A 26234-nucleotide genomic window follows, 5' to 3' on the forward strand; every position below is an offset into this window, starting at 1 on the left:
GGCTATCTGACCGTGCATCGCCGATTTGCGCAAGTTTCAGGACGTTTTGCATGACCAGCCCCATCGAAGCCGAGACCATGACCGCAGTGGCCATCGAGGGCGGGAAGGGCCCGGCTTCGGCGCTCCACGCGACCCAGATCGCCCTGCCGCAGCCGACGGACGGCCAGATCCTGATCCGGGTGAAGGCCGCGGGCGTGAACCGGCCCGACATCATCCAGCGGATGGGGATGTACCCGCCGCCGCCCGGCGCGCCCGACACCATGGGCCTGGAGGTCGCCGGCGAGGTGGCGGTCGGCGCCGGGCGCTGGAAGGCGGGCGACCGCGTCTGCGCCCTTCTGGGCGGCGGCGGCTATGCGGAATATGCGGCCTGCGACGCGCGCCATGCCCTGCCGATCCCGGCCGGACTGAGCTTCGAGGAAGCCTCCGGCCTGCCCGAGACGGTGTTCACGGTCTACGCCAACGCCTTCGAGCACGGTGGCCTGAAGGCCGGGGAGACCCTGCTGCTGCACGGCGCGACCTCCGGCATCGGCGTCACCGCCATCCAGATGGCCAAGGCCGCCGGCGCCAAGGTGATCGCCACCGGGCGCGGCGCGGACAAGGCGGCCGCCGCCAAGGCGCTGGGTGCCGACGTGGCCGTGGACGTGACGGCCCAGGACTTCGCCGAGGTCGCCAAGGCCGAAGGCGGCGTCGACGTGGTGCTGGACATGGTCGGCGGCGACTACACCGCGAAGAACCTCGACGCGCTGAAGACCGGCGGCCGCATCGTGTTCATCGCCAGCCTGGCCGGCGGGCAGCTGGACGTGCCGATCTTCCGCATCATGCAGAAGCGCGCGGTGATCACCGGCTCGACGCTGCGCCCCCGCGACGCCGACGAGAAGGCGCGCCTGGCTGCCGAGGTCGAGCGCGTGGTCTGGCCCTGGATCGCGGCCGGCAAGCTGAAGGCCCAGGTGGACCGCACCTTCCCGCTCGGGGAGGCCGCCGCGGCCCATGCCTACCTGGAAGGCGGCGCACACGTTGGGAAGGTGATCCTGATCACCTGATCCTGCTCAGCGCGCGTCCAGGTCCGCGCCGACCCGCTGGTCCTTGGTGTCGAACAGGCCCCGGCCGGGGACGTGGTTGACCTCAAGGCGGATGCCGTCCGGGTCTTCGAACAGCACGGAGTAGTAGCCGGGCGCAAAGGCGTCGACCTGCGGGGCGTGGACGATCTTCGCGCCGATCGAGACCAGGAAGGCGTGGACCGCGTCCACCTCCTCCAGGCTCCGCACGCGCCAGCACTGATGGTGCAGGCTGCCCACCCGGAACTGCTCGTACCTCATGCCGGCGTGCGCCGGGTCCGGCCGGCGGATGCCGAAGCCGGTGCGGCCGCCGACGCAGTAGTAGGTGTCCGGACTGTCGGCGACCTCCTTCAGCCCCAGGAACGGCAGCAGCTGGCTATAGAAGGCCCGGCTGGCCTCGAAGTCACCCGCGGTGATGAAGGTGTGCGCGACGCCGTTGATCTCGACCATGGCGTCATTCAGCCACGCTGACGCTGGCGGAAGTCAAACCGGTCGCTTGGGCGCCGTCGCCCTCAGCCGGGTGCGCAGCCGGCCGATCCGGCGCGCGGCCTCCTTCACGGTGGCGGGCGTGGCGGTGGCGGCGATGTCGACGATCTCGTCCCCGACCAGCCACGCGCGGAAGTCCCGCGCATCGGCGAGTCGCGCGGCGAAGTCCGGTCGCGTGCGGGTCCACGCGCGGATGGTGTTGTCGTGCGGCAGGGCCGGATCGTCGCGAATGTCCGACAGCGCCGCGCCCGCGGCGATCCGCGCGCACACCTGCTCGGCCATCTGCGGCGTGTACCGCCCCCGGCCGGAGACGGCCACGCGCCGGCCGCGGCGGATCGCGCTCTTGAGGGCCCCGTCGAACTCGGGGTGCTCGCGCCGCCACCGCCGAAGCACGTGCAGGCCGGGAAAGTCCGGCCCCCGGGCGACGTCGATCAGCCGCTCGCCGCGCATCACCCGCAGGACGATGCGGTCCGACAGCGCCTCGTCCCACGGCCAGGGCAGGGGGCGCATCGCCTGCCGCCGCGCCCGCACGGCGCGGCCGGCGAGCTTGGCCGCCTCCAGCCGCAGGCCGAAGTCGGGGCTGGCCCGCTTCCAGCCGTTCAGGGCCTGGCGCTCGACCACGCCATCGCGCCGGGCGAGCTTGCGCAGCGGCTCGCCGGCCCGCACCCGCTCGACCAGCTCCAGCGCCCTCACGGGATCGAACCGGAAGCGGTCCTGATGCCGCCCCTCGAACCGCACCCCGCGCCCCCAGGCCCGGGCCTGCGCGAAGCGCGCCTTCAGCGCCGGGTCGCGCCGCTGCCAGCGCATCAGCGTGAACCAGGCGGGCATGCCGGGCTCCAGGCTCACCTGCCGCAGACTGGCCCCCCGCTCCATCCGCTCGACGATGGAGCGGACCAGAGCCTCGCTGCGAAGGGTCGGCGGCGCCATGCCTTCAATGTAGGGAGGTCGCTTGGGATGTCTAGAACAAAAAGTGAACAAATCCCAGGCCCGCTCGAGCCCGGCGCGCCCTAAGCCACGGCCGACGGCCGCGCCTTCACGCGGTCGAACCACGCCGCGAGGTTCGGCGTCCCGGCCGGTAGGTTGTTGCCGCTCTCCGGCGCGCCGAAGGCCATGAAGCAGTAGAGCATGATGTCCGCCAGGCTGAAGCGGTCGCCGCAGATCCAGGTCTTGCCGGCCACCTGCCCGTCCAGCCACACTATGCGGTCCTCGACAACCGCCCTCAGCTCCTCGGCGGCTTCGACTGACAGGAGCTTGATCTTGTCGATGTAGAAGGCCCGCCCCATCGTCGCGCGGCCGGCGCGGGACCGCCCCTCGATGATGTTCAGGTCCAGCCGGCGCACCCACATCCGCGTCTCGGCGCGCTCGCCGGGCGTCGCGCCGATCAGTGGCGGATTGGGGTGGAGCTCCTCCAGGTATTCGCAGATCGCGGTCAGCTCGACGATGATTTGGCCGTCGTCGGCCTCGAACGCCGGGGTCTGCATCATCGGGTTCAGCGTGCTGTAGGGCGGTCGGCGGTGTTCGCCGCCTATCACGTCGATCTCCTGCAGCGGCAGATCGATGCCCTTCTCGGCCGCAAACATCCGCACGGTGTGCGGATTGGGCCCCAGCGAATTGAACAGTTTCATCGTCCCTCCATGGAACCGAACGAGAATGAGTAGATGTCCGACTTCAGGCATACAGGATGAGCAGGTGGAACGGTTAGACGATGAGCTACCGCGAGACCTCCATGGAATTTCCAGAAGAGACAAAGAACTTCGGAGCTCCTCTCCCAGGCGCGGCAGCGCCGTGGGAGAGGGCGGCGCCGAGGTCGTGGAGTTAGGGGACATGATACCTATCCCAGCCGAGCGCATGCCGCGCCGCTGGCGGTTGTTGGGGATAGGTATCGTGTCCCCGAAACCCGGAAACCGAACTCGGCGAGAGTCTTCAACTGGCCCGCCCCTCCCGCCCAGCATCCCCGCAGGATGCTGACCGCCCTTAAATCCATGGTTGATTGCGAGCCTGCCGGCCCGGGTGTGTCAAGGACCGGGCCTCCGGCCCGGCCGCGCCGCGGCGGCCTCCGGCCGTCCTTGAGACGCCTGGGCCGGCAGGCATACTCCGTCCATGGAGTTAAGGCAGGGAGTGGGCGGGTGGGGGACAGATCAACCTGTCCCCGAATTCCCGCCATCACTACGAAACAGTCGGGCCAAAATTCGGTTGGCGCGGAAGAGCGCGCCGAACGACCCAGATGAGGATCGGCGCCAGCGCAAAACTGGCATCGTCGACGGAGCGTCGGAACCCGCTTGGGATCGGCTCTAGCCGTTGGCGCGTGCGGCCGTCGTCAGCTCGCGGACCCAGGCGCGCTGGCGGCCGACCTCGAACGGCTCCTCACGCAGCGTGTGGGGGTCCCACTGCCGCCGCTCGACGACGTCGAAGTGGCTGTTGCCGTATGCGTGCAGCGAGAGCCCGGACTCGGTCGGCTCGCACCACATTGAATGCACCGTTTCCTCGCCCATCACCGCCACCTGGCCGGCGCTGACCCGCACCCGTGGGCCTTCGGCCACTCGCGCGCCCTCGCGCCGCCAGGTGCGGTAGCTCTCCGAGCCCTCAATCAGGCCGACGACGGCGGTGGTGGCGTGGTCGTGCGGGGCGCTGCGCAGGCCGCCTGTTCCTTCCACGGCGTAGATCGTGAGGTCCGGTCCCTGGACGTAGACGGCAATCCCCCTGGTATCCGACGCCGCGATGTCACCGCGCAACTCGTGGGCGAGCTCCGGCCCCTTGCTGATCAGCTGGCGCATGGCAGCAGCCATTCGCTCCGGCCAATCCTCATGCGGCCGCGCCGCGCGGCAGGCGGCCAGGAACAGGGCGAGGTCAGGGCTCATGCGCGCCTCCTCCTGCAAGCATAGCCCCTCCGGCCCACTTGTCTGAATCGGCGATTTGATCGGAAGTGGCAGGGTCGCGCCAGGTACGGACATTGACCCACGTCCGACTTGCAGACATCCGGCTGCATCCAGTCGCCAGACCGCTTAGCGACGTTTCGGCCATTCCTTGTAGCGGTGCGGAAAGAAGTTTTGTCCCTCGCAGGCCTTGTTGAGCGAACTCAGCATCCAGCCCTTCTTGGTTCCCCAACAGGTAGGCGTCAGCAAGTTGAAGGAGCCGCGAATGATGAGAGTGCGCGAAATGTACCGAGTCGACGATGCTCGGGATCGGGGCGCCATAGTCCCACGGAGTCTTGCCGTCGATCCGGTACTTTGAGAAGTCGCGTATCATCTGACGCGACTCCTCCCCGTCTAAGTCACCGATGAGCAGGGTGTCCGCGTTACGTCCGACATATCCCTGCACTCGCTCACAGAAGAACGCGAACGCCGCCTTAGCCGGATCAGTGCTGTGCATCAGGTCTGAGTTGGCACAGGTGTAGACCTGACCAACACCTTGTTCACGGGCGTCGTGGATGATCGCACCGAGCCGACCTAGAACCTCGATGCGTTGTTGGGTCGGCCGTCCTTTGAACGCGCCCTTTCCGAAGTAAATATGGGCCGCATGGAACTCCGTCGATGGCGTCATCTCGGAGGTTCCAAAGATCTCCACCGCCAGATCACCAACTGCCTTCTCTAGCGGCTTGATGTGTCCAAAGGGGATGACGAGGCCGCCGACGACGTACTCATGTCGCCCCAACTTGGCGTCGGGCTTGATCTCATCGAAGTAGGTAACGAACGTCAAATGGCGACCGGGCTGTGCGCGAGATTAGCCGTTACGGCGGGCCGCCTTTTTCGCCTTCTTCTGAGCCTCTTGGAAGTCGAGCTTGAACTCCGACACGGTGTCCGTCTCCTTCCACGACCACGGCACCTTGAAGCATTGACGCGCCTTCGCCGTCTCGAAGGCCTTCTCGATCCTTGGCCACCAGAGGAAGAGGAAGGCGATCTGTATGTTCTTAGGTTGCTGCGCCCATTGGCCGGGCAGCACCACCAGCCGTAGGCCAGCTTCGAATATGGCCACGACCTCGTGTGGCCGGGTCAGCATCTTCGCATCCGCGCCGACAATAGCGTCGCCCCCAGCGTCGGCGAACTTTCGAACCCAGATTTGGTCGTCGACACCACGCGCCTGGTGGTCGTCCACCAGGTCGAGGGTGTGCGCCTTACCGAGTAAGGAATCGCGAATCAGTTGGGTGAGGAGGGGCGCGACGTTTTCGTCGGCGCAGATCCTCAATGTAGGGGCCGTAACTCAAATTCGACCGCTTGCCTCACGTCGTCAGCGGTCACTCGATGCCACTCAGCCACGGCGGCGTAATCGCCACCTTCGGCTTCCCAACTGCTGAAGAGGGTCGCGGTCGGCAGATGCCGAGCCGACACGGCTGGCTGGCCGAACGCATACACAGGGCTGACGATCACGTCGGGCGCGCGCTCCGGCGCCGGCCTCCAGGCCTTTGCGAAGCCTGAAACGTCGAACTCCAAGTCGCGCGCCAGCGAGTCCTCGATGAACTCATAGATGGCCAACTGATTGGTCATCAGGTTGAGGAAGACGCGGTCTTCGGCCTCCTTGGCCGTCTCCAAGAAGATCTGCTTCCTATCCGACTGAAATTTCACGCTCGACGTAGCGAAGGGGTGGCTGACGCCCAACTCCCGCCTTGCATTCTTCGCCGCCAAGCGCAGCGACTGGAGGCTGATCTGCCGCGAGCGAAAGTGCTCTACGAACCGCACCTCCAACAGGTCGAGGAAGCTCAGTTCGTGCTCTCGCCCGAGCTTGGCGTAGCTGCGGGAGATCACAGCGGCGTCGCCCGACGGCGTGGGGCTTAGCCAACGTAGGATGCGTTGGGTGCTTTGCATGCCGAGCAGTCGCGCGGCCTCAGCAGCGGTATAGAAGCCGCCGCCGACGTCTGGGCGCATTGTGTCCACGCTGGTCATGCTCGACTTCCGCTACAGGTTGGCAGGATGTCCGGTCAATGCGGGCTTAACAGCGGCACCTGGCAAAATCGGACGTAGGGGGCGTGTAATGCGGAGCGGGGCAAGCGGGGGTCGTTGTAGTTGCGCGGGAATTTCTGCGCCTCTGCCGCGGCAGCAATCGTGCCGCGCCACAGGGCTGGTGCCGGTCGGATGTGAACATTCAGGACAGCGGCCCGACCCTGAACGATTTGCAGTCCGCGGCGCACTGCGGACGCTGCGAAGGTCTCCCCCGAGTCAGCACTCGACATAGGGCGACCGCTAAACGAACGTCGGCGCCTCACCCCTGAGCCGACTTCGGCAGGTCCGCTTGGCGCGACCTTCCGAGACGCGCGAAACTCACGCTCCGCGCCCGTCAGCCGCGCAGCTTCGCCCCCACGGCCTTCTCCGCCGCCGCGACGATGCGGGCCGACAGCGCCTCGATCTCGGCGTCGGTGAGGGTCTTCTCGCGCGGTTGCACCAGCACCTCGACGGCCACCGACTTCATGCCGCCGGGCACGCCCGCGCCGGCATAGACGTCGAAGATGCGGGCCTCGGCGATCAGGGCCTTGTCCGCGCCCTGGATCGGGCGGAGCAGGTCGCCGGCCGGTGTGTCTGCGGCCACCAGGAAGGCGAAGTCGCGGGTGAGCGGCATCAGGGGGGAGAGCGCCAGGGCGGGCTTGGTCTTGACGCCCTTCTTCTTGGGCTCGGGGATGGCGTCCAGGCTGACCTCGAAGGCCAGCATCGGCCCCTCGGCGTCGAGCGCCTTCAGCACCCGCGGGTGCAGCTCCCCGAACTCGGCGATCACCACCTTGGGGCCGAGCTGCAGGCGAGCCGAGCGGCCGGGGTGCCACCAGCCCGCGTTCTGACCCTGCACGACCTGCAGGGCGGGGGCGCCCAGCTCCTCCAGCAGGGCCAGCAGATCGGCCTTCAGGGCAAACAACGGGTCACCCTCGCTGTGCGCCCAGTGCTTCGGGCTGTGCGGCGCCAGAAGCGCGGTGACGGCCGTCCACTGGTCGCCCGGCTCGTCGCCCTTGAAGTTGGGACCCACCTCGAACAGGGCCGCGTCGGGGAAGCCCTTGCGGGCGTTGCGGGCCGCCGCATCGATCAGGTTGGCCAGAGCCGAAGGGCGCATGGTCGAGAGGTCTGCCGCGATCGGATTGCTCAGCACCAGCCGCGCGTCGCCGCCCCCGAACAGCTCCGCCCACTCGCGTCGCTGGAAGCTCCAGGTGAGCGCCTCGGCGTAGCCGCGCGCGGCCATGGCGCGTCGCGCATCGCGCATGCGGCGCTGGCGCAGCGTCAGGACACCGCCAGGGGGCCGAGCGATCGGCGGCAGGGGCGTCTCGGGCAGGCTGTCGAAGCCCTCGATGCGCGCGACCTCCTCGACGAGGTCGGCCTTGCCCTCCACGTCGCGGCGCCAGGAGGGCGGGGTGACGCTGTCGCCGTCCACGGCAAAGCCGAGCCGGGTGAGGATCTCGTCGATCCGAGGCGGGCCCACGTCGAGCCCGGAGAGCTTCTTCACATAGGCCCGGTCGAAGGCGATCGCGGCCGGCGGCGCGGGCGGCGCCCCGACCACCTTCACGTCCGAGGGCTCGCCGCCGCAGAGCTCGAGGATCAGCTGGGTGGCCTGTTCGATGCCCCACGCCGGGGACTCCGGGTCCACACCGCGGGCGAAGCGGTATTGGGCGTCGGAGGTGATGCCGGTGATCCGTCCGGTCTGGGCCGTGCGGATCGGGTCGAACCAGGCGCTTTCCAGGAAGACCTCCGTGGTCGCTTCCGAACAGCCGGTGGACTCGCCCCCCATCACCCCGCCCAGGCCGATCGGACGCTCGCCGCCGGCGTCGGCGATGACGCTCATCTCGGCCGACAGGTCGTAGGTCTTGCCGTCGAGGGCGATCAGCTGTTCGTCGCGGTGCGGCGCGGGGGACGGCGCATCCGCGCTGGGCTCGGCGGAGCCGCGGCCGAGCCGGGCCTCGATCACGTCGCCGACCAGCTTGGCGCGGTCGTAGACGTGCAGCGGCCGGGCGCGGTCGTAGGTGATCAGGTTGGTGACGTCGACGAGGGCGTTGATCGGGCGCAGGCCGACGCTGACCAGCCGCTGCTGCAGCCACGCCGGCGAGGGACCGTTCTTCACGCCCCGGATCAGCCGGCCGGCGAAGACGCGGCAGACCTCGCCATCGACCTTGATCTCGATCGGGCAGGGGAAGGCGCCCGCGACTGGCTTTACGGGGTCGGGCTTCAGCGTTCCCAGGCCGGCGGCGGCCAGGTCGCGGGCGATGCCGCGCACGCCCAGCCAGTCCGGCCGGTTGGGGGTGACCTCGAAGTCGATGGCCGCTTCCAGGCCCAGCGCCTGCGCCGCCGGCTGGCCGACCGCGAGGCCGTCCGGCAGTTCCATGATCCCCTCGGACTCCTCGGCCACCTCCAGCTCCTTGGCCGAGCAGAGCATGCCGTTGGACACCACGCCGCGAACGGGCCGCGCCTCCAGCGTCACTCCGCTCCCGGGCACGTAGGCGCCGATGGGCGCATAGACGGTGGTCAGGCCGGCCCGCGCGTTGGGCGCGCCGCAGACGATCTCGAGGCGGCCGTCCTTGGTGTCGACCTGGCAGACCCGCAGCTTGTCGGCGTTGGGGTGCTGCACAGCCTCGACGATCTTCGCCACCGTGAACGCCGCCAGCTTCGCGCCGGGATCCTCGACGTGCTCGACCTCGAGCCCGGCCATTGTCATGGCCTCGACCACCTCGTCGACGCTTGCCGTCGTATCGAGGTGCTCTTTCAGCCAGGAGAGGGTGAACTTCATCGCTCGGCGCTTTCGCTGACGATCTGGACCAGCCGGAAGCGCTCGCAGTTCAGCAGCATGTCCGGGGCGAACCCGCCGTTGCGGGTGAAATAGGCCTGATGAGCCGCGCGCCAGGCGGCGAGCGAGCGGTCGTCCTCACCCTCGTCGAAGGCGAAGGCGGCGTCGATCTGGTCGAACCGGGCCTGCGTGAGCTCCACGGTCTCCAGCACGCAGCGCACGTCGCCGGCGCCGTTCTTCACCGCCCACGGCTTGCCGACCTCGGCGCCCTTGAGGCCCTCAGCGGCGTCCCAGCAGGTCGCGGTCTTGGTTCCTGCCAGGACGAGCGCCAGCAGCTCGTCCGCCAGCTCGGGCCCGTCGCCGAACATGTGGGTCTCCAGCCCGTTCCAGGTGTCGGTCATGACAGCCCCGTGGCCGGGTTGGGGGCCTGGAAGGCCGAGAAGCCGTAGTGCTGCAGCCAGCGCAGGTCGGCGGCGAACATGTCGCGCAGGTCGGGCATGCCGTACTTCAGGCTGCCCAGCCGGTCGACGCCGAAGCCGAAGGCGAAGCCCTGCCACTCGTCGGGGTCGAGGCCACAGTTGCGCAGGACGTTGGGGTGCACCATCCCGCAGCCGACGATCTCCATCCAGTCGTCGCCCTGGCCGATCTTCACGTCGCCGCCGGAGCGGTCGCAGCGCACGTCCATCTCGGCCGACGGCTCGGTGAACGGGAAGTGGTGCGGCCGGAAACGGGTCTCCACCGAGGGCGTCTCGAAGTAGCGGGCGATGAACTGGTCCAGGGTCCACTTCAGGTGGCCCATGTGGATGTCGCGGTCGATGACCAGGCCTTCGAGCTGGTGGAACATCGGCGTGTGGGTGGCGTCGCTGTCTGAGCGGTAGGTGCGGCCGGGCACGATGACCCGGATCGGCGGCGCCTGGCCCTGGGCGATCCAGCCGGGCAGCGTGCGGTTCTGCCCCTGCTGCATCGTGCGGATCTGCACGGGACTGGTGTGGGTGCGCAGCAGCTTGCGCTCGCCCTTCTCGTCCTCCGGCAGCCAGAAGGTGTCGTGCATCTCCCGCGCCGGGTGTTTGGGCGGGAAGTTGAGCGCGGTGAAGTTGTGGAAGTCGTCCTCGATGTCCGGGCCTTCGGCCAGGGCGAAGCCGAGGTCGGCGAAGACCGCGATCATCTCGTCCAGCACCTGCATGGTCGGATGCACCCGGCCCTTGCGCTCGTAGGGCGGTGGCAGGGTAAGGTCGACGTGTTCGGAGGCGAGCTTGGCGTCCAGCTCGGCCGCTTCCAGGGCCGCCTTGCGGCGGGCGATGTGGGTGGCGACGCCATCCCGCAGGCCGTTGATCTGCGGGCCTTCGACGCGGCGCTCGTCGGGGCTCATGCGGCCAAGCGACTTCAGGAGCTCGGATATCGAGCCGGTCTTGCCGAGCGCTTCGACGCGGATGGCCTCGAGAGCGGCCAGATCGGCGGCCCCGGCGATGCGCTGGTCCAGGTCCTGCGCGATTTTGGCGTAGTCGGTCATGGGAGGAGGTGTCCTAGCCTTAGGTCTTCACGGGGTGAAGGGGCCAGCAAAAAGCCCCCCGGCGGTTCGGCCGGAGGGCTCCTTGATTGCTTCAGGGTCCGGATGGACCGAGGCCTCAAGCCAGCGCGGCGCGAACCTTGTCGGCGATGGCCTTGAACGCGGTCGGATCGGCGCCGGCGATGTCGGCGAGGACCTTGCGGTCGATTTCGATCCCGGCCTGATCAAGGCCGTGAATAAACTGCGAGTAGGTGAAGCCTTCGACCCGGGCCGCGGCGTTGATCCGCTGGATCCACAGCGAGCGGAACATGCGCTTGCGGACCTTGCGGTCGCGGTAGGCGTACTGCCCGGCCTTGTCCACGGCCGCCTTGGCGGTGCGGATGGTGTTCTTGCGGCGCCCGTAGAAGCCCTTGGCCTGCTCGAGAACCTTCTTGTGCTTGGCGTGGGCGGTGACGCCCCTTTTCACGCGTGCCATCTGTCAGTTTCTCCTAGAGGCCGTAGGGGAGCCAGAGCTTGATAATTTTCGTATCAGCGTCGCTCATCACCTTGGTGCCGCGGTTCTGACGGATGTACTTGGCGTTGTGGCTGATCAGGCGGTGGCGCTTGCCGGCGACGCCGGCCTTCAGCTTTCCAGACGCCGTCATCCGAAAGCGCTTCTTCACGCCGGACTTGGTCTTCAGTTTGGGCATTTCACGTCGGGCCGCGAGCGGTCCGTCCTCTGGTCGTGTTGATGAACCGCCCTGGCATGCCTTGGGGCCAGGCGGTTCCGAAGGGGCGGGTGAATACGGGAAAGGGGGGCGGAATGCAAGGACGCGGGCGGCCCACAACCGCGGGTAGATTTTCTCCCGGAGCTTAAGCGTCGGTTATCCGTGGTGGGCTAGAACAAAGGTCCAGCCGCGAAATGCGGCCGTTGGAGACCAGAATGTCGAGCATCTCTTCCGCAGCGTCCGTCGCGTCGCAACCGCCGATCACCTACGCCCCGCCCGCCCCCCGAGATGATACGCAGGCCGTGAAGAAGGATGAGGCCAAGACGGCCGAGAAGTCCGCCAAGGTCGACGACGTCGCCGCCACCGCCGTAAAGTCCCAGGCCACGAAAGCGGCCGGCACCGGCGTGGTGCTGGACATCCAGGCCTAGGCCCGCTGCGGCCGCCGTCCGGGGTTTTCGCGCCGTCAGGCCTACGCCAGCTTTGGCGTCCGCTTCACCACCGCGACGGCGAACCACAGGGCGGGCAGGATGAGCAGCGCCGATATGGCGAAGGGCGCCCCTGGCTGGATCAGCGAGAAGGCCTGGCCAGCCCCGACCGGTCCGACGATGCGTCCCAGTCCCATGATGCTGGCGTTCAGCCCCAGCATCTCGCCCTGCCGGTCGGGCGGGGTCGCTCGCGAGATCAGGGCCGAGACGTTCGGGAAGCAGATCGACTGCCCGAAGCAGACGAAGAGAAAGCCGAGGGTCGCCACCTCCCACGTGGGTGACAGCCCCTGCGTCGAGATGCCGATCCCCATGAAGACCAAGCCCAGGGTCAGGGTGCGCGCCTCGCCGAAGCGCCGGGCGAGCTTGCCGGTGACCACGCCCTGGAAGAAGGCGCCGGCGAGGCCCAGCAGCATGAACGAGAGACCGATCTCGCGAGGGCCCCATCCGAAGCGCTGTTCGGCCCAGAGGCCATAGATCGCCTCAATCCCGGCGAAGCCGAAGACCACGATGGAGCCGATCATCACGACGCGGCTGACGATCGGATCGGCGAAGGCGTCGCGGAATCGTGCGGCCTTGACGCGTTTCGTGGACGAGCCCTTGGGGCGATGCTCACGCACCAGGAACACGACCGCCAGGGCCGATGCTAGGCAGAACGCGGCGGCGACCAGCAGTGGCAGCTGGAAGCCCAGCGCCCCGCGGCTCGGTTGCGCCAGGAGCCCCCCAATCGCCGGACCGGTCGAGAACCCTGCGCTGAACGCGGCGCCCATGATCCCCATGCGGCCGGCGCGTTTCTCCGGCGGCGTGATGTCGGCGAGCGCGCCCTGCAGGGTCGAGATGTTGCCGGCGAACACGCCGTTCAGGAACCGCAGCCCGAACGCCACCCAGATGTTCGGTGCGAACGCAAAGGCGGCGTAGGTGACACCCACCATGGCGATGGTGACGATCAGCACGGGCCGGCGGCCGATCCGATCGGACAACTTTCCCCAGAACGGCTCGCCGATCAGCTGGCCGACGGAGAAGGTCGAGAACAGCAGGGTGATCTGCCAGGCCGGAGCATTGAACGCCCGCGCGAAGAACGGCAGCAGTGGGATCACCAGGCCGAAGCCCGCGATCATCAGGAAGATCACGCTCAACAGGACGATGAGCGCGCGGCGTTCTTCCCCAGGGGGCATGACGACATCTGACGCGGCGCTCATGGGGGCGCCCCGGAGATCCGCCAGGCCCGCGCGCGCCGCCCTGCCGCCACGGCGAAGAATATGGCGGGGACGACAACCAGCGCGCCCTGGAAGAAGGGCGCGTGGATGCTCAAGGGGAAGGTGAGGCCCGCGCATAGCGGCCCGACGACCCGCGCCAGCGCGCCCATGGCGTTGTTGAGCCCGAAGATCTGCCCCTGTCGGTGCGGGTCCGCGGTTTCGGAGATCAGCGCGGAAATGTTTGGCCAGGCCACCGATTGACCGATGGCCGACAGGCTCATCAGCGCGATCGTCATCGCCCCGCCGGTCGAGAACGGCTGCAGGCCGATGCCGACCACGGTGATGGCCATGCCGATGGCCAGGATGGTCGCCTGGCCGAAGCGTTCGGAGAGCGGTCCGGTGAAGCCGAGCTGGGTCACCGCCGAGACGATGCCTACGAACATGAACGACCAGCCGATCTCCTTGGGCCCCCAGGCGTAGCGGGCCTCTGTCCACAGGCCGAAGAACGACTCGATGCCGGTGAAGGCGAAGCCGACCAGGAAGGTCACCAGCATCAGCCGCCCGATCACCGGATGGCGTGCGGCCTCGCCAGTCGCGGCCCAGCGGTTGGGGCGAAACCTGTCCGCCTCGTCGCGCTGGCGGCTCTCTCGGATGAACAGGGTGATGGCCAGCGCCGAGGTCATGAACAGGGCCGCTGAGATGAAGAGCGGCAGTTGGAAGCCGATCGGGCCCAGCGACGGTTTGGCGAACACGCCGCCCAGGAAAGGCCCCACGATCATGCCGACGTTCGACGCGGCGCCCATCCAGCTCATCGAGCGGGTGAGCCTCTCAGGCGGCGTGACGTCGGAGATGTAGCCCTGGATGATCGAGCCATTTCCCGCGAACAGGCCCCCTGCGAGCCGGATGGCGAACGCCGCCCAGGCGTTGGGGGCGAACGCCAGCGCCAGGTAGCAGAGGCCGTTGGCCAGGATGGTCATGACCAGCAGGGGCTTGCGGCCATACTTGTCCGATAGTCGCCCCCAGTAGGGTTCTCCGAAGAACGAGCCTACCGAGAAGGCCGAGAAGATCAGCGCGATCTGCCAAGGCGCGGCGTCGAACGACTTGGCATAGAAGGGCAACAACGGGAGGATGATCCCGAAGCCCAGCATGTTGAGGAAGATCAGGCCGATGAGCGACAGCGCCGCCCAGCGGGGCGGCGGCGCCTCCCGCGGCGGCGTTTCAGACATGTGGGGCAGTTAAGGCCGGGGCGACACCGGGGCAAGTCGCGTTAGAGCGATGCCTCGCGTGGCTGACGGTGGGCGAGGGGGCTCTGCTCGATGAAGAGCTCCGGGAAGAGGTCGTCCCAGTGCTCGCCGACGCGCGCCACGAGATCGCTGGTGACGCCGATGTAGAGCGTCCCGTGCTTTCGGCTGGCCATCATGTAGACCGCGCTCAAACACCATCCCCCAAGATCGTCATCGCCCGGCTTGTCCGGGCGACCCATGATCTCCGTGGAGATGGATGAAACCCGGCGGCGCGGCGGCGTGCAACCTGCATCAGGGCGATCATGGGTGGCCCGGACAAGCCGGGCCATGACGATCATATTGGTGGGACCTACGGGTTCTGCCGCTTCAGCTCAGCCCGGAACGCTATCTCAGCTCGCTCATAGAAGCCCTTGCATCCCGCCGGATCTACGAACGCGTCGGCCTTGCCCGCGTCCAGCGCCTTGCGCTTGTCATTCATCCCGAAGAACGCGCCGTGGCTCGCGAGGAACACCTCGCAGGGGAGCGCTTTCCAGGTGGCGAAGCTCTTCTCGTAGGCAGCGGTGATCCCCGGATAGGTCTCCGCCTTGCCGAGTTGGTAGCCCGGCAGGATGCTGGACGAGCAGTGCACCAGGCCCTGGCGCACCTTGCTCGCCACGCGTACCGGAAAGGTCCAGGTCGTGCAGCCGGCCGTGTGCCCGCCGGTGACGTGGGCCGTCAGCGTCCAGCCGCCTAGCGTGACCTTGTCGCCGTCCTTCAGCGTCCTGGCCAACGGCACGGGCTCGTATTCATAGGCCTTGCCCGTCAGGAAAGGGTCGCCGCGACCGCCCGCTGCGATCACGGCCCCATCGGCGGCGCTGGCGTAGAGCTTGGCGTTCGGCGCGGCCCTGCGGATCTCGGCCAGGCCGGCGGCATGGTCGTAGTGCTGATGGGTGTTGAGCAGGATCTTCACCTGCGCAGGGTCGAAACCCAGGGCGCGGATGTTGGCGACCACCTGCTTACCGACGGTCTGGTCGCCGCCGTCCAGGACGATCAACCCGGCCTTTGAGACGAACAAGTAGGACGCCAGGTCGTAGGCGCCGACGTAGTAGAGTCCCTCGCCGATCTGGAACGGCCTGATCGGATTTGCCCAGGTGTCCGGGCTCTGCGCGAAGGCCGGTGAAACGAAAACGGCCGCCGTGAGGGCGACCGTTCCGAAGGCTCTGGCTGCTGGGCTCCGCACTACCGCGGGGCCAGGATCATGATCATCTGGCGGCCCTCCATGCGGGGCTCGTATTCCACCTTGGCGATGGGCTCGAAGTCGGCCTTCACCTTCTGCAGGAGCTTCATCCCCAGCTCCGGGTGGGCCAGTTCGCGACCGCGGAAGCGCAGGGTGATCTTCACCTTGTCGCCCTCCTCGAAGAAGCGGTGCATGGAGCGCTGCTTCACCTCGTAGTCGTGGACGTCGATGTTCGGGCGGAGCTTGATCTCTTTGATCTCCACCACCTTCTGCCGCTTGCGCGCCTCGTTCTTCTTCTTCTGCTCCTGGAACTTGAACTTGCCGTAGTCCAGGATCTTGCAGACGGGCGGATCCGCGTTGGGAACGATCTCGACAAGATCGAGGCCGGCCTCTTCGGCGGCTTCGATGGCCGCGGAGGTGGGCATCACGCCCTGTTTTTCGCCGTGCTGGTCGATAAGCAGGACACGGGGAACGCGGATGTCTTCGTTCATGCGCGGCCCTTCCTTGACGGGCGGCGCTTGCATGGGACGGCGAATAGGCAGTGCTCCGGGGCTGTTGAAACGCAAAATACGCCGGCTGGCGCAAAGCGCTCCGGACGCATCTGAGTATATGACCGCAGCGTCCGCCAGTATCAAGGCGTGGCGCGGGCGGGCGCCAACGAGCTGGCGGCCTGCGCCACTTGCGCCACAGGCAGGTCGGCCAGATTCTCGGCCCTCAGGATCGCCACGCGGCCGCGCGGCGCCGACAGTTTCGGATCCGAGGCGCGGGAGAACAGCACGATGGTAGGGGCCCCGCCGGCCGCGGCCAGGTGCAGTGGCCCGGTGTCGTTGCCCACCGCCAGCGCCGCCTTGGCCCCCAGCAGGGCGATCCGGGCGAAGTCGGTGCGCCCGGTGAGGTCGCGGGCCCGCGGCGCCGCGCGCTGGATGGCATGCGCCAGCTCCGCCTCGGCCGGGCCGCCGATGATCACCACGTCGAACCCCCGGGCGTAGAGGATGCGGGCGAGCTCGGAGTAGCGCTCCACGGGCCATCGCTTCTCCGGCCGATGCGCCGAGCCGCCGGGGACGAACATCACATAGGGACGCGGCTTGTTGGAGCCGGGAACGGGGCGCTCCGCCGGTGCGGACTTCAGGACCCAGGAGAGGTCCGGCGGAGGAGCCGAACCGGGCTCCGTCGGCGCGTCAGGCCAGATGCCGGCGTACATCAGCTGGTCGGCTTGGCGCTCCAGCGTGTGCATGCCATTGCGCAGAGGGTTGCGGTGCGGCAGCGCGCAGCCAAACGCGACGCCCGACCAAGGCGGCGGGCCGGGGCGCAACAGCTGGAAGATGCGGTTGGTATGGGCCGACGTCTGCAGATCGTAGACCCGGTCGTAGTTCGCCGCCTTGATCCGTTGGCGGAGCGCCATCCAGTCCGCGAACGAGTCCGGCCGTCCGCCGGTGTCCACGGCGTTGAAATAGGGGCAGGCCTTCGCCAGCGCCTCGAACGGTGGGGTGGTGAGGAGCGTGATGTGCGCCTTGGCGTGGGCGGCGCGGATCTTTTTCATCGCCGCCAGCGCGAGCACGAAGTCACCCAGCGCCGACAGCTTGATGACCAGGATGCGTTCGACACTGCGAGGCATCAGGCGCGGGCCTCCAGCACCCGCTCGTAGGCCGCCAGCGTGGCGGCGCACATTGCGCCAACGGAATAGAGCTGGCGGGCGCGCCGCCGGCCCAGCTCGCCCATCTCCTGGCGCCGTCGGGGGCCGACGTCTATGGCGCGCGCGATCGCCTCGGCCCAGGCGTCGGCGTCGCCCACCGCCGTCAGCCAACCGGTCTTCCCGTCGAGCACGGTCTCGGTGACCCCGCCGTGGTTGGCCGCGATCACCGTGCGGCCCATGGCTTGCGGCTCGACGGCCGCCCGGCCGAAGCTCTCCGGCACGATCGTCGGCAGGATGGCGAAGTCGGCCAGCAGGTAGGCCGCCGGCATGTCGTCGCAATGCCCGACGATCTTGACCACATCGGCGAGGCCGGCCGCATCGATCGCCCCCTGCACTTCGGCGGCGTAGCCTGTGCGGCCCTGATCGTCGCCGGCGAACAGGATCTGGAAATCCCGCCGACCCGCCTGGACCAGCCGGCTTGCCGCCTCGACGACGGTCAGGTGCCCCTTGATGCGCGTCAGCCGCCCGGCGAGCACTATGCGGGTGCGCCCGTCGTGCGGCAGTCCCCAGGCTTCCCGCAGCGCGTCCACTCGGTTGGGCGTGACGAACGACGGGTCGAAACGGTCGAGGTCCACGCCGCGGGGGATCGTGACCATGCGGCCGGGATCGACCTGATGCTGCGCCAGCACATGGTCGCGGGTGTAGTCGGAGTTGGCGATCACCAGGTCGCCGCGGGTCATGACGGCATTGTACCAGCGTTTCAGGGCCGTCTGGGCCTTGTAGACGCCATGGTAGGTGGCGACGAAGGGGGTGCCGGTCGCCTTCGCCGCCCACAGGGCCGAGAACGCTGGGGCGCGGCTGCGGGCGTGTACAATGGAGACCTTCTCCTGGCGGATCAGGGCGACGAGCCGCGCGGCGTTGCCCAGCATCACCAGGGGGTTCTTGGTCTGCACCGGCATCTGGGTGAGGCGCGCCCCGTCGGCCTCCAGGCGCGCGGTCATCCGCCCGCCGCGCGTGGCCACCAGGGCCGTTCCGCCCGCGCGGACCACGGCCTGGGCGACGTCTATGGTGGTCTGCTCCGCGCCGCCGGTCTCCAGCTCGGGGATGACCTGCAGCAGGGTGAAGTCAGGAGGTAGCGCCACGGGGGCCTCTGGGGGTACGGCGCTTCCCATAAACTGAAACGGTGGCCGATGAACACCGGCGGGGTTTATGTGTTCGCCATGAAAGAGGTCGGGGGAGATCTCGTACGGCCGGACGGGGCGCGTCTGGCCTGGCGGGCAGTGGAGGGCGCTGCGCCCGCTGTGCTCTGGCTGGGCGGCTTCCGATCCGACATGACCGGGACTAAGGCCCAGACCCTGGCCGAGTGGGCCTGGAGCCAGGGCCGCGCCTTCGTGCGCTTCGACTACTTCGGTCACGGCGCGTCTTCCGGGGATTTCGTGGAGGGCACGGTGACCCGATGGCGCGACGATGCGCTGGCCGTCATCGACGAATTGACGAAGGACGAGCTGGTCCTGGTGGGTTCGTCCATGGGCGGCTGGATCGCCTGCCTGGCGGCGCTGGCCCGGCCTGAGCGGATCAAGGCCATGGTGCTGGTGGCGCCAGCCGCCGACTTCACCGAGACACTGATCGGGCCGGGGATCCCGCCCGAGGGCCGCGCGGCCCTGGACCGCGACGGCGTGTGGTTCCGCCCCTCGGCCTATGGCGATCCCTATCCGATCGGCCGAGCGCTGCTGGAGGATGGCGGACGCTGGTCGATCCTCGGGGGCGAGACCATCCCGATCGAGACGCCGGTGCGCATCCTGCAGGGCGGCGAAGACCCCGATGTCCCCTGGCGACATGCCCTGGCCTTGGCGCAGGCGCTGAAGGGGCCCGACGTCCACTTCGACCTGATCAAGGACGGCGACCATCGCCTGTCGAGACCTCGCGACCTCGCCCACCTGGTCGGAGCGGTGGATGAGATGGTGGCCCTCTAGCTCCTCTCCGGTCGTCGTGGCACAGAGCGTCTCGTGAGCACCGAGACCTTTCCCGAGATCCGCGAGGCCGTGCGCCGGCTGTGCGCGAAGTTCCCCGGCGCCTACTGGCGCGCGTTGGACCGCGAGCGGGAGTATCCGACCGCGTTCGTCACGGCGCTGACCGAAGCCGGGTTCCTGTCGGTGCTGATCCCGGAGGAATACGGCGGTTCGGGCCTTGGACTGGCGGCGGCAACGGCGGTCCTTGAGGAGATCCACCGATCGGGATGCAACGGCGGCGCCTGCCACGCCCAAATGTACACCATGGGCACGGTGCTGCGGCATGGGACCCCGGCGCAGAAGGAAGCCTATCTGCCCAAGGTGGCGAGCGGGGAGTTGCGGTTGCAGGCCTTCGGGGTGACAGAGCCCGACGCCGGCACGGACACCACGCGCATAACCACCTTCGCCCGCAAGGAGGGCGACAGGTACGTCGTCAACGGGCGCAAGCTGTGGATCAGCCGCGCCGAGCATTCCGACCTGATGGTGCTGCTGTGCCGAACCGCGCCGCGCAGCGAGCAGAAGACCTCCGACGGAATGAGCGTGCTGCTCGTCGATATGCGCGCGGCGGTGGGCGCCGGCCTGACGATCACGCCGGTGCGGACGATGCTGAACCACGCGACCACCGAGCTCCTGTTCGAGGACCTGGAGGTCCCGGTGGAGAACCTGGTCGGCGAGGAGGGCAAGGGCTTCAAGTACATCCTCGACGGCATGAACGCCGAGCGGATCCTGATCGCGTCCGAGTGCATCGGCGACGCGCGCTTCTTCATCGACCGCGCCAGCCAGTACGCAAAGGACCGCGTCGTGTTCGGCCGCCCGATCGGCGAGAACCAGGGCGTGCAGTTCCCGCTGGCCCGCGCCCACGTGCAGATGACCTCCGCCAGCCTGATGGTCGACCATGCGGCCGCACTGTTCGAGGCCGGCCAGCCGTGCGGGACCGAGGCCAACATGGCCAAGCTGGTGGCCTCGGAGGCCAGCTGGTTCGCCGCCGACATGTGCATCCAGACCCACGGTGGCTTCGGCTTCGCCGAGGAGTACGACATCGAACGCAAGTTCCGCGAGACCCGCCTCTACCAGGTGGCCCCGATCTCCACGAACCTCATCCTCAGCCACGTGGCGACCCACGTGCTGGGCCAGCCCAAGTCCTTCTGAAGGTGGGGAGCTTCTGATGGCGTATTCGACGATCAAGGTCAGCGAGCCGCAGCCGGGCGTCACCCTCATCACCTTCGCACGGCCTGACGTGGCCAATGCTCTCTCCAGCGAGATGGGGCGCGAGCTCCTGGACATCTGGAGCAAGCTTCGGGGCGATGCGGCGCTGCGTTGCGTGATTCTGGCCGGCGAGGGCAAGCACTTCCAGGCCGGCGCGGATCTCAAGGAACGCAACGGCATGACCGACGAGGCCTGGGCCGAGCAGCACCGGCTGTTCGAGGCCATGATCCGCGCCCAGCTTGCCTGCCCGGTCCCGATCATCGCCGCCGTCCACGGGGCGGCCATGGGTGGCGGCTGCGAGATGAGCCTGGCCTGCGACTTCACCTACGCTGCCGAGGGTGCGCGCTTCGGCCTGCCGGAAGCAGGCCTCGGCATCATGCCGGGCCTCGGCGGCACCCAGCTCCTGACCCGCGCGGTCGGCCCTCGCCGGGCGCTCGAGATCATGACCACCGCCGCACCGTTCACCGCCCAGCAGGCGCTGGACTACGGCCTCGTGAGCGCCGTGGTTCCGCCCGAGGCGCTGATGGACACGGTGCTGGCCGTCGCCGCCCAGATCGCCAGCCGCGCGCCGCTGTCCGTGCGCGGCCTGAAGCGTGTGGTGCACGCCGGACAGGACCTGGACCTGAAGCAGGCCATGGATCTGGAGCTCGGCATCTACAACAACCTCTTCACCACCGAGGACCGGCGTGAGGGCGTGGCCAGTTTCAACGAGAAGCGGACGCCCAGCTTCAGCGGAAGGTGACTTGTGTGAGGAGGGACTGGAGGGGACTCGCGTCTCGGCCTAGCTTCGCCGCATGAAGATGCCCGCGCCCGACGACGCGCTGATCGCCCGCAAGGGCGAGATCGTGCGGGCTCTCAGCCGGATCGTGCCCGGTGAGGGCGTGGTCTCCGAGGCCGCAGACCTGACGCCCTTCGAGAGCGACGGACTGTCGGCCTACCGCCAACGGCCGCTGGCGGTGGTGCTGCCGGAGACGACGGCCCAGGTCGCCGAGGTGTTGCGCTGGTGCCAGGCCAACGGGGTAAAGGTGGTCCCGCGGGGCGCCGGCACCTCGCTGTCGGGTGGGGCGTTGCCGCTGGCCGACGGTGTTGTCGTGGGGCTGTCGAAGTTCAATCGCGTGCTGGAAGTGGACTACGCCAACCGCTGCGCCGTGGTGCAGCCGGGCGTGACCAACCTGGCCATCACCGAGGCCGTCCAGGCGGCCGGCTTCTACTATGCTCCCGATCCCTCCAGCCAGATCGCCTGCACCATAGGCGGCAATGTGGCGGAAAACTCAGGCGGGGTGCACTGCCTGAAGTACGGGCTGACCACCAACAACCTGCTGGGTTGCGAACTGGTGCTGATGAGCGGCGAGATCGTGCGGCTGGGCGGCAAGGCGATGGATGCCGACGGCTACGACCTCCTGGGCCTGGTGACCGGCTCGGAGGGGCTGCTGGGCATCGTCACCGAGGTCACCGTGCGCATTCTTCCGAAGCCGCAGACGGCCCAGGCGCTGCTCCTGGGCTTCCCCACCGTCGAGGCGGCAGGCGCCTGCGTGGGCGATATCATCTCCGCGGGCGTGATCACCGCTGGCCTGGAGATGATGGACAATCCGGCGATCCGGGCCGCTGAGGCCTTTGTCGGCGCAGGATATCCCGTGGACGCGGCCGCCTTGCTGATCGTCGAGTTGGACGGGCCAGAGGCGGAGTGCGCCGAGCTCGCGGGCCATGTGCGCGCCCTGGCCACTCAGCGGGGCGCGGACTTCGTGAGGGTGTCGGCCTCGGAGGCCGAGCGGCTGGCGTTCTGGGCAGGGCGTAAGGCGGCGTTCCCGGCGGTCGGCCGGATCGCGCCGGACTACTTCTGCATGGACGGGACAATCCCGCGCGGGAAGCTGCCGCAGGTGTTGGCCCGGATCACGGAGCTCAGCGCCGAGCATGGCCTGGGGGTCGCCAACGTCTTCCACGCCGGCGACGGCAACCTGCATCCGCTGATCCTCTATGACGCCGACAATGAGGGGGAGTTGGAGCGGGCCGAGGCCTTCGGCGCCGACATCCTGCGGCTCTGCGTGGCGGTCGGCGGGGTGCTGACCGGCGAGCACGGCGTGGGCGTGGAGAAGAGGGACCTGATGGGGGAGATGTTCGACGCCACCGACTTGGCCTGCCAGCAGCGGGTGAAGTGTGCGTTCGATCCGGGCCTGCTGCTCAACCCCGGCAAGGTGTTCCCGGTGCTGCACCGCTGCGCCGAGCTCGGCCGGGTGCACGTGCATCGCGGCAAGCTCGCCTTTCCCGAACTACCGCGTTTCTGATGTTGGACGAGGCGATCCGCACACTGAGGCCTACGACTCCGCAGGAGCTTTGCGCCCTCGTAGCCGAGGCTGGCGCCGGCGCGCGCCACATCGAAGTGATCGGAGGCGGGACCAAGCGGGCGATCGGAAGCATGGACCGGGTCGACCAGGTGGTCTCCACCCAGCGGCTGGATCGGATCGTCGACTATTCGCCGGATGAGCTGGTACTTACCGTTCAGTCCGGGGTGCGGCTGGCGGACATCGAGCGGCTCACTGCGGCCCGAGGCCAGATGCTGGCCTTCGAGCCGCCGAACTGGACGCGGCTGCTTGCGTCGCGCGGCGAGCCCACCATTGGGGGTGTCTTGGGCGCCAACTTGTCAGGGCCCCGGCGCATCCGAGCCGGCGCCGCTCGCGACCATTTCCTCGGCTTCGAGGCGGTGAGCGGGCGCGGGGAGATATTCAAGGCCGGCGGCAAGGTGGTGAAGAACGTCACCGGCTACGACCTGATGAAGCTGATGGCCGGCTCGTGGGGGACCCTGGCTATCCTGACGGAGGTGACCCTGAAGGGGCTGCCCGCGCCGCGCACCGAGCTCACGCTCCTGCTGTTCGGCCTGCCCGACGTGCGCGCGAGCGAGGTGATGACGACCGCCATGAACGGGCCGTTCGATGTTTCGGGGGCCGCGCACCTGCCGTCCTATGCGGCGCGCGCCCGGCCGCTAAAGGCGGAGATGGCGGTTACTGCGCTGCGCCTGGAAGGGTTCGAGGCCTCGGTCGCGGCCCGGGCCGAGGCGCTGTTCGCGGCGCTTCGCCCGTTCGGACGCATCGACCAGTTGGACGGCGATCACTCCCGCGAGTTCTGGGGCCAGATCCGCGAGGTGGACGCGTTCGCCGGCGACCCGCGGCCGCTGTGGCGGCTCAGTCTCCCACCCTCAGCAGGTTGGAAGGGTCCGCACGGCCTGCCGGGCGATGCGCTCTACGATTGGGCCGGCGGGCAGGCCTGGCTGCTCAGCGAGGAGCCGGTGGCCAAGGTTCGCGCGGTGACCGCTGCGCTTGGGGGCCACGCCCTGTGCCTGCGCGGGCAGCCCGCGTTCGGGCCGCGCGAGGGCGCGCTGGGGGCGCTGCAGGGGCGGGTGAAGGCCGCGTTCGACCCGCTGGGGGTGCTGAACCCCGGGCGCATGGAGGACGCCCTGTGAGGACGGCTTTCACGTCCGAGCAACTGGCCGACCCAGAGGTAGCCGCCAGCGCCGGCGAGATCCGCAAGTGTGTCCACTGCGGCTTCTGCACGGCAACCTGCCCCACCTACGTGCTGCTGGGCGACGAGCGCGACAGCCCGCGGGGCCGTATCGAGCTCATCCGCCAGATGCTGGAGACCCCCGGTCCGCCGCCGGCCAGCACGGTGACCCACATCGACCGCTGCCTGTCTTGCCTGGCCTGCGTCACCACCTGCCCGTCCGGCCTCGACTACGGCCAATTGATCGACCACGCCCGCGCCCACATCGAGACGCACTACCGGCGGCCCTGGCATGAGCGGCTGCTGCGCGCGCTGATCCCGGCGGTGCTGACCCGGCCAAAGCGGCTGACGCTGGCTCTGGCCCTCGGCCGACTGGCGCGGCCGCTGGAGCCGCTGCTGGCGCGGGCGAAGCTGGCGCCGCTGGCCGCCCTCCTGCGCCTGGCGCCGCCGCGGTCCGCCCACGCGCCGTTCAAGTTGGCCGCGGAAGGCAAGCGGCGCGGCAGGGTGGTGCTGCTGCAGGGCTGCGTCGAGCCGGCCATGGCGCCGCAGATCCGCGGTGCGGCGATCCGGCTGCTCACCCGGATGGGCTACGATGTGGTCCTGGCGGCCGGCGAGGGCTGCTGCGGGGCGATCTCCGAGCACCTGGGGCGGGCGGCCGAGGCGCGGACGATGGCGCGCGCCAACCTGGCTGCCTGGTCGCGGGCCGGGAAGATCGAGGCGATCGTCACCACAGCGGCCGGCTGCGGGACCATGCTCAAGGCCTACGGCCGGGTCGCGGGCCAGGCGGTCCCGGCCAAGGACATCCTGGAATTCATCGCCGAGGCCGGCCTGCCGCCGGTCACCAGGCCGCAGCCCCTGGCCGTCGCCTACCACGCCGCCTGCTCGCTTCAGCATGGCCAGCAGATCAAGGACGCGCCGCCGCAGCTCCTGGCCGAGGCTGGCTTCGAGGTCCGAGCGGTCGCGGAAGGCCACCTCTGCTGCGGCTCGGCCGGAGTCTACAACATCCTGCAGAGCGAGCTTGCCGGCAGGCTGCGCGAGCGCAAGGCGGCCAATATCGCCGCGACCGGCGCTGCGGTTGTGGCCGCGGGCAACATCGGCTGCATGGCACAGCTCGCGCCGGCGCTGGACGCGCCGGTCGTCCATCCGGTCGAACTGCTGGACTGGGTCACCGGCGGGCCGAAGCCCGCGGCGATGACGGCGCCCCAGACGAAGGCTGAACTCTAAGCTTCGACCGCCTCGGGCTCGACCATCTTGAAGTTGGTGCGCAGGTACTCGATGAAGCTCGGGCTGATCGCTTGGGATCGCATGTACTCCGGGCTCACGGGGATCGGGACCTGTGTGAACGCCGGGTCTCGCGCCAGGCGCGGGAAGTCGTAGTGCAGGATCGCGGCCCGGCCGATCAGGACGTAGTCCGCACCCTGCTCCAGCATCTGCGCGGCGATGGCGGACGAGGTCACCTTGCCGGCGACGCCCAGGCGCACGGCGCCCCGATCGAGGGCGGTGAAGTAGCTCATGAGCGACCGGCCCTTGAACTCTTCCTCGACTGGCTCCTTGAAGACGTCCCACAGGGACATATCGAGGTAGTCGATCTTGCCGCCAGACATGATCGTCTGCGCAATCTCGAGGATTTCGGCCAGCTTCAGTCCGAATCGCTCGGGCGACAGGCGCAGGCCGAGTTGGAAGTCCGGGCCGCAACGGGCGCGGACGCCCTCGATGATCTCGTGGATCACCCGGGCGCGGTTCTCCACCGAGCCGCCGTAGCGGTCTTCACGACGGTTGATCTCCGATGAGAGGAACTGGGCCAGGATGTAGCCGTGGGCGCCGTGGATCTCGACGCCGTCGAAGCCGGCCTGCTCGGAACGGACCGCGGCGGCGACGAAGTCCTCGACCAGCTGCTCGACCTCGCCGGTGGAAAGGCCGCGGGCGCCGGTCTCCGGATCGTCGGAAGCGGTGACCGCCTGGCCCACCAGTTCGGCCGGCGAGCGGTTGCCGGCGTGGTGCATCTGCAGGGAGGAGACGCTGCCGTGGGCCTTGATGGCGGCGGCAAGGCGGCTGAGACCCTCCAGGTGCTGGTCGCCGAAGACGCCGAGTTGCCCGGGGAACCCCTGTCCCACCGCCTGGACGTGGGCCGCGCAGGTCATGGTCAGACCGAAGCCGCCCTCGGCGCGTTTGGTGAGCCACCTGAACTCGTCGTCGGACAGGCGCCCGTCGGGGTGGCTCTGCTGGTTGGTCAGCGGGGCCAGCATGAAGCGGTTCTTCATGGCCGGCCCGTGGGCCATGGTCATCGGCGAGAACAGATCGGACAAGGCGGTCTC

The 26234-nt window shown here is 68.7% G+C and carries 28 protein-coding genes; 8 read left to right on the forward strand and 20 right to left on the reverse strand.

The window, feature by feature from the left end; translation table 11 throughout:
* Positions 1 to 50: 50 nt before the first annotated feature.
* A complete protein-coding gene (locus tag QZV94_RS06615) occupies positions 51 to 1040 on the forward strand; it encodes an NAD(P)H-quinone oxidoreductase (RefSeq protein WP_293677017.1) in 990 nt (329 codons plus the stop codon).
* Positions 1041 to 1046: 6 nt separating this feature from the next.
* On the opposite strand, the gene QZV94_RS06620 is transcribed toward QZV94_RS06615, so the two are convergent.
* The 12 genes from QZV94_RS06620 to rpmI form a co-directional block, all read right to left on the reverse strand.
* Positions 1047 to 1505 (reverse strand): VOC family protein, encoded by a 459-nt coding sequence (locus QZV94_RS06620; RefSeq protein ID WP_293677018.1) that lies wholly within the window; start codon positions 1503 to 1505, stop codon positions 1047 to 1049.
* A gap of 33 nt (positions 1506 to 1538) precedes the next feature.
* Positions 1539 to 2468 (reverse strand): hypothetical protein, encoded by a 930-nt coding sequence (locus QZV94_RS06625; protein ID WP_293677019.1) that lies wholly within the window; start codon positions 2466 to 2468, stop codon positions 1539 to 1541.
* A gap of 80 nt (positions 2469 to 2548) precedes the next feature.
* Positions 2549 to 3166 carry a glutathione S-transferase family protein gene (locus QZV94_RS06630; protein WP_293677020.1) on the reverse strand — a complete coding sequence of 206 codons (618 nt, stop codon included), beginning with the start codon at positions 3164 to 3166 and terminating at the stop codon, positions 2549 to 2551.
* A 666-nt stretch (positions 3167 to 3832) separates the two neighbouring features.
* Positions 3833 to 4399 carry a hypothetical protein gene (locus QZV94_RS06635; RefSeq protein ID WP_293677021.1) on the reverse strand — a complete coding sequence of 189 codons (567 nt, stop codon included), beginning with the start codon at positions 4397 to 4399 and terminating at the stop codon, positions 3833 to 3835.
* Entirely contained in the window at positions 4389 to 5237 is an 849-nt protein-coding gene (locus QZV94_RS06640) for a DUF3800 domain-containing protein (RefSeq protein WP_293677022.1), read from the reverse strand. The genes QZV94_RS06635 and QZV94_RS06640 overlap by 11 nt, the downstream gene beginning before the upstream one ends.
* Before the next feature lie 24 nt (positions 5238 to 5261).
* Positions 5262 to 5723, reverse strand: coding sequence for a hypothetical protein (locus QZV94_RS06645; protein WP_293677023.1), 462 nt, complete (start codon positions 5721 to 5723; stop codon positions 5262 to 5264).
* A complete protein-coding gene (locus tag QZV94_RS06650; protein WP_293677024.1) occupies positions 5720 to 6418 on the reverse strand; it encodes a hypothetical protein in 699 nt (232 codons plus the stop codon). The genes QZV94_RS06645 and QZV94_RS06650 overlap by 4 nt, the downstream gene beginning before the upstream one ends.
* A 391-nt stretch (positions 6419 to 6809) precedes the next feature.
* On the reverse strand, positions 6810 to 9230 hold the full coding sequence (gene pheT, locus QZV94_RS06655) for a phenylalanine--tRNA ligase subunit beta (RefSeq protein ID WP_293677025.1): 2421 nt from the start codon (positions 9228 to 9230) through the stop codon (positions 6810 to 6812).
* On the reverse strand, positions 9227 to 9628 hold the full coding sequence (locus QZV94_RS06660) for an ASCH domain-containing protein (RefSeq protein WP_293677026.1): 402 nt from the start codon (positions 9626 to 9628) through the stop codon (positions 9227 to 9229). The genes pheT and QZV94_RS06660 overlap by 4 nt, the downstream gene beginning before the upstream one ends.
* A complete protein-coding gene (gene pheS, locus QZV94_RS06665; RefSeq protein WP_293677027.1) occupies positions 9625 to 10737 on the reverse strand; it encodes a phenylalanine--tRNA ligase subunit alpha in 1113 nt (370 codons plus the stop codon). The genes QZV94_RS06660 and pheS overlap by 4 nt, the downstream gene beginning before the upstream one ends.
* 115 nt (positions 10738 to 10852) lie before the next feature.
* Positions 10853 to 11209, reverse strand: a complete 357-nt coding sequence (gene rplT / locus QZV94_RS06670) for a 50S ribosomal protein L20 (protein WP_293677028.1) — start codon at positions 11207 to 11209, stop codon at positions 10853 to 10855.
* A 13-nt stretch (positions 11210 to 11222) separates the two neighbouring features.
* Positions 11223 to 11423: a 50S ribosomal protein L35 gene (rpmI, locus tag QZV94_RS06675; protein ID WP_293348522.1), complete on the reverse strand. Its 201-nt coding sequence runs from the start codon at positions 11421 to 11423 to the stop codon at positions 11223 to 11225.
* Positions 11424 to 11656: 233 nt separating this feature from the next.
* Between rpmI and QZV94_RS06680 the strand changes: the two genes are divergently transcribed.
* Positions 11657 to 11869, forward strand: a complete 213-nt coding sequence (locus tag QZV94_RS06680; protein WP_293677029.1) for a hypothetical protein — start codon at positions 11657 to 11659, stop codon at positions 11867 to 11869.
* 41 nt (positions 11870 to 11910) lie between these two features.
* Here the strand turns inward: QZV94_RS06680 and QZV94_RS06685 are convergent, their stop codons facing one another.
* The 7 genes from QZV94_RS06685 to QZV94_RS06715 all read right to left on the reverse strand — a co-directional run bounded on the left by QZV94_RS06685 (position 11911) and on the right by QZV94_RS06715 (position 18354).
* Positions 11911 to 13122, reverse strand: coding sequence for an MFS transporter (locus QZV94_RS06685; protein ID WP_293677030.1), 1212 nt, complete (start codon positions 13120 to 13122; stop codon positions 11911 to 11913).
* Positions 13119 to 14345, reverse strand: a complete 1227-nt coding sequence (locus QZV94_RS06690; protein WP_293677031.1) for an MFS transporter — start codon at positions 14343 to 14345, stop codon at positions 13119 to 13121. The genes QZV94_RS06685 and QZV94_RS06690 overlap by 4 nt, the downstream gene beginning before the upstream one ends.
* A gap of 41 nt (positions 14346 to 14386) precedes the next feature.
* Entirely contained in the window at positions 14387 to 14701 is a 315-nt protein-coding gene (locus QZV94_RS06695) for a hypothetical protein (RefSeq protein WP_293677032.1), read from the reverse strand.
* A gap of 11 nt (positions 14702 to 14712) precedes the next feature.
* Positions 14713 to 15582 carry a subclass B3 metallo-beta-lactamase gene (bla, locus tag QZV94_RS06700; protein WP_293677033.1) on the reverse strand — a complete coding sequence of 290 codons (870 nt, stop codon included), beginning with the start codon at positions 15580 to 15582 and terminating at the stop codon, positions 14713 to 14715.
* Positions 15582 to 16103, reverse strand: a complete 522-nt coding sequence (gene infC / locus QZV94_RS06705; protein ID WP_293677034.1) for a translation initiation factor IF-3 — start codon at positions 16101 to 16103, stop codon at positions 15582 to 15584. Before infC ends, bla begins: the two co-directional genes overlap by 1 nt.
* Positions 16104 to 16210: 107 nt before the next feature.
* Positions 16211 to 17194, reverse strand: a complete 984-nt coding sequence (locus QZV94_RS06710) for a glycosyltransferase family 9 protein (protein WP_293677035.1) — start codon at positions 17192 to 17194, stop codon at positions 16211 to 16213.
* Positions 17194 to 18354, reverse strand: coding sequence for a glycosyltransferase family 4 protein (locus QZV94_RS06715; protein ID WP_293677036.1), 1161 nt, complete (start codon positions 18352 to 18354; stop codon positions 17194 to 17196). The genes QZV94_RS06710 and QZV94_RS06715 overlap by 1 nt, the downstream gene beginning before the upstream one ends.
* Positions 18355 to 18432: 78 nt before the next feature.
* Between QZV94_RS06715 and QZV94_RS06720 the strand changes: the two genes are divergently transcribed.
* From QZV94_RS06720 to glcF, 6 genes are read left to right on the forward strand one after another with little or no spacing between them, the layout of a single operon-like run.
* Complete coding sequence (locus tag QZV94_RS06720) at positions 18433 to 19185, forward strand: alpha/beta hydrolase (RefSeq protein WP_293677037.1); 753 nt, start codon at positions 18433 to 18435, stop codon at positions 19183 to 19185.
* 33 nt (positions 19186 to 19218) lie between these two features.
* Positions 19219 to 20370, forward strand: coding sequence for an acyl-CoA dehydrogenase family protein (locus QZV94_RS06725; protein ID WP_293677038.1), 1152 nt, complete (start codon positions 19219 to 19221; stop codon positions 20368 to 20370).
* Positions 20371 to 20386: 16 nt separating this feature from the next.
* A complete protein-coding gene (locus tag QZV94_RS06730; RefSeq protein ID WP_293677039.1) occupies positions 20387 to 21169 on the forward strand; it encodes an enoyl-CoA hydratase-related protein in 783 nt (260 codons plus the stop codon).
* A gap of 52 nt (positions 21170 to 21221) precedes the next feature.
* On the forward strand, positions 21222 to 22709 hold the full coding sequence (locus tag QZV94_RS06735) for an FAD-linked oxidase C-terminal domain-containing protein (protein ID WP_293677040.1): 1488 nt from the start codon (positions 21222 to 21224) through the stop codon (positions 22707 to 22709).
* A complete protein-coding gene (gene glcE, locus QZV94_RS06740) occupies positions 22709 to 23881 on the forward strand; it encodes a glycolate oxidase subunit GlcE (RefSeq protein WP_293677041.1) in 1173 nt (390 codons plus the stop codon). Before QZV94_RS06735 ends, glcE begins: the two co-directional genes overlap by 1 nt.
* Positions 23878 to 25143, forward strand: coding sequence for a glycolate oxidase subunit GlcF (gene glcF / locus QZV94_RS06745; protein WP_293677042.1), 1266 nt, complete (start codon positions 23878 to 23880; stop codon positions 25141 to 25143). Before glcE ends, glcF begins: the two co-directional genes overlap by 4 nt.
* Here the strand turns inward: glcF and QZV94_RS06750 are convergent.
* The coding region (locus QZV94_RS06750) for an NADH:flavin oxidoreductase (protein WP_367254098.1) at positions 25140 to 26234 on the reverse strand (1095 nt) is incomplete at its 5' end. The two genes, glcF and QZV94_RS06750, sit on opposite strands and share 4 nt — an antisense overlap.

It is taken from the genome of uncultured Phenylobacterium sp. (assembly GCF_902826855.1).
GTDB lineage: Bacteria > Pseudomonadota > Alphaproteobacteria > Caulobacterales > Caulobacteraceae > Phenylobacterium.

Excerpts from the sequence above, each read along its gene's own strand:
- QZV94_RS06615 (WP_293677017.1), top strand. The coding sequence starts at position 51 with ATGACCAGCCCCATCGAAGCCGAGACCATGACCGCAGTGGCCATCGAG.
- QZV94_RS06620 (WP_293677018.1), bottom strand. The coding sequence starts at position 1,505 with ATGGTCGAGATCAACGGCGTCGCGCACACCTTCATCACCGCGGGTGAC.
- QZV94_RS06625 (WP_293677019.1), bottom strand. The coding sequence starts at position 2,468 with ATGGCGCCGCCGACCCTTCGCAGCGAGGCTCTGGTCCGCTCCATCGTC.
- QZV94_RS06630 (WP_293677020.1), bottom strand. The coding sequence starts at position 3,166 with ATGAAACTGTTCAATTCGCTGGGGCCCAATCCGCACACCGTGCGGATG.
- QZV94_RS06635 (WP_293677021.1), bottom strand. The coding sequence starts at position 4,399 with ATGAGCCCTGACCTCGCCCTGTTCCTGGCCGCCTGCCGCGCGGCGCGG.
- QZV94_RS06650 (WP_293677024.1), bottom strand. The coding sequence starts at position 6,418 with ATGACCAGCGTGGACACAATGCGCCCAGACGTCGGCGGCGGCTTCTAT.
- pheT (WP_293677025.1), bottom strand. The coding sequence starts at position 9,230 with ATGAAGTTCACCCTCTCCTGGCTGAAAGAGCACCTCGATACGACGGCA.
- QZV94_RS06660 (WP_293677026.1), bottom strand. The coding sequence starts at position 9,628 with ATGACCGACACCTGGAACGGGCTGGAGACCCACATGTTCGGCGACGGG.
- pheS (WP_293677027.1), bottom strand. The coding sequence starts at position 10,737 with ATGACCGACTACGCCAAAATCGCGCAGGACCTGGACCAGCGCATCGCC.
- rplT (WP_293677028.1), bottom strand. The coding sequence starts at position 11,209 with ATGGCACGCGTGAAAAGGGGCGTCACCGCCCACGCCAAGCACAAGAAG.
- rpmI (WP_293348522.1), bottom strand. The coding sequence starts at position 11,423 with ATGCCCAAACTGAAGACCAAGTCCGGCGTGAAGAAGCGCTTTCGGATG.
- QZV94_RS06680 (WP_293677029.1), top strand. The coding sequence starts at position 11,657 with ATGTCGAGCATCTCTTCCGCAGCGTCCGTCGCGTCGCAACCGCCGATC.
- QZV94_RS06685 (WP_293677030.1), bottom strand. The coding sequence starts at position 13,122 with ATGAGCGCCGCGTCAGATGTCGTCATGCCCCCTGGGGAAGAACGCCGC.
- QZV94_RS06690 (WP_293677031.1), bottom strand. The coding sequence starts at position 14,345 with ATGTCTGAAACGCCGCCGCGGGAGGCGCCGCCGCCCCGCTGGGCGGCG.
- QZV94_RS06695 (WP_293677032.1), bottom strand. The coding sequence starts at position 14,701 with ATGATCGTCATGGCCCGGCTTGTCCGGGCCACCCATGATCGCCCTGAT.
- infC (WP_293677034.1), bottom strand. The coding sequence starts at position 16,103 with ATGCAAGCGCCGCCCGTCAAGGAAGGGCCGCGCATGAACGAAGACATC.
- QZV94_RS06710 (WP_293677035.1), bottom strand. The coding sequence starts at position 17,194 with ATGCCTCGCAGTGTCGAACGCATCCTGGTCATCAAGCTGTCGGCGCTG.
- QZV94_RS06720 (WP_293677037.1), top strand. The coding sequence starts at position 18,433 with ATGAAAGAGGTCGGGGGAGATCTCGTACGGCCGGACGGGGCGCGTCTG.
- QZV94_RS06730 (WP_293677039.1), top strand. The coding sequence starts at position 20,387 with ATGGCGTATTCGACGATCAAGGTCAGCGAGCCGCAGCCGGGCGTCACC.
- QZV94_RS06735 (WP_293677040.1), top strand. The coding sequence starts at position 21,222 with ATGAAGATGCCCGCGCCCGACGACGCGCTGATCGCCCGCAAGGGCGAG.
- glcE (WP_293677041.1), top strand. The coding sequence starts at position 22,709 with ATGTTGGACGAGGCGATCCGCACACTGAGGCCTACGACTCCGCAGGAG.